The sequence below is a fragment of the Streptomyces spiralis genome (genome assembly GCF_014654675.1).
Taxonomy (GTDB): domain Bacteria; phylum Actinomycetota; class Actinomycetes; order Streptomycetales; family Streptomycetaceae; genus Streptomyces; species Streptomyces spiralis.
This window is the reverse complement of record NZ_BNBC01000133.1, coordinates 1-1,379: the sequence shown is the minus strand read 5'-3', so window position 1 is coordinate 1,379 and position 1,379 is coordinate 1. Positions and strand designations below refer to the sequence as shown.

General features: G+C 68.6%; 1 protein-coding gene. It reads right to left on the bottom strand.

The annotated features are described in order from the left end of the window. On the bottom strand, positions 1 to 1,379 hold a 1,379-nt coding region (locus IE318_RS44325; protein ID WP_189908483.1), incomplete at both ends, for a glycine cleavage T C-terminal barrel domain-containing protein.

Here is a 1,379-nt window from a genome sequence, read left to right as displayed (position 1 = left end):
TGCACGGTCGTGCCGGGCTCGGCCAGTTCCGTCGGGAGCCAGGCGTAGGCGATGCCCTTGCCGATGGTGTAGCCGTAGGCGGCGCTGGTGACGTAGCCGACAGGGCGATCGCCGTCGTAGACCGGCTCCTTGCCCATCACGACCGACCGTGGATCCTCGATGGTCAAGCAGGCCAGCTTCCGTCGTACGTCGGTCTTACGGCGCTCGAGGGCGGCCTTGCCGACGAAGTCGCCCTTGTCGAGCTTGACGGCGAAACCGACGCCGGCCTCGTAAGGGTCGTGCTCGTAGGTCATGTCGGTACCGAAGGAGCGGTAACCCTTCTCCAGACGCAGACTGTTGAAGGCGCCACGGCCGGCGATGATCCCGCCCAGCGGCTCCGCCGCGGCCCACAGGGTGTCCCACAACTTCAGCCCCTGGTCGGCGGTGGTGTACAGCTCCCAGCCCAGCTCACCGACATAACTCAGCCGCATCGCCGTCACCGGGACGGAGCCGATGTAGGCGTGCTTGGCGCGGAAGTACTTCAAGCCCTCGTTGGAGAAATCCGCCTCGGTCAGCGGCTGGAGGACCTCGCGGGCGAGGGGGCCCCACAGACCGATGCAGCACGTGCCGGGGGTGATGTCACGGACCTGGACCGTGCCATCGGCGGGCAGGTGGCGGGTGAACCAGTCCAGATCCAGGCTGCCGTTGGCACCGACCTGGAAACGGTCGCGGCCGAGCCGGGCGACGGTGACGTCACTGCGGATGCCGCCGTCGTGATCCAGGAGCAGGGTGTACGTCACCGAGCCCACCGACTTGTCGACCCTGCCGGTGACCAGGCCCTCCAGGAAGCCGGCGGCGCCGGGGCCGCTGACCTCCAGGCGCTTGAGCGCCGTCATGTCGTACAGGGCGACGGTCTCGCGGGTGACCTGCGCCTCGGCGCCGACGATCGGCGACCAGAACCGCGCCGCCCACTCGTTGGGCGTGGGGATCTTCCGGCCCTCGACGAGCGAGGCGTTGGCCTCGTACCACTGCGGGCGCTCCCAGCCGTTGGCCTCCAGGAAGAACGCGCCGTGTTCCTGCTGACGGGTGTGGAAGGGGCTGGTACGGATCGGGCGCGGGTCACCGGAGGGCTGCAGGGGGTGGAGGATGTCGTAGACCTCGACGAAGTTCCGGCAGTCGCGGGCCAGGACGTACTCCGGGGCAAGCTGGTGCGGCTCGAAACGGTTGACGTCGCACTCGTGCAGGTCGAACGACGAGCAGTAGCCGTCCACCAGCCACTCGGCCATGGCCCGGCCCACCCCCGCGGAATGAGTGACCCACACGGCCTCGGCCACCCAGAAACCCCTGACGTCCCTCGACTCGCCGAGCAGCGGGAAGTTGTCGGTGGTGAAGGAGAACAG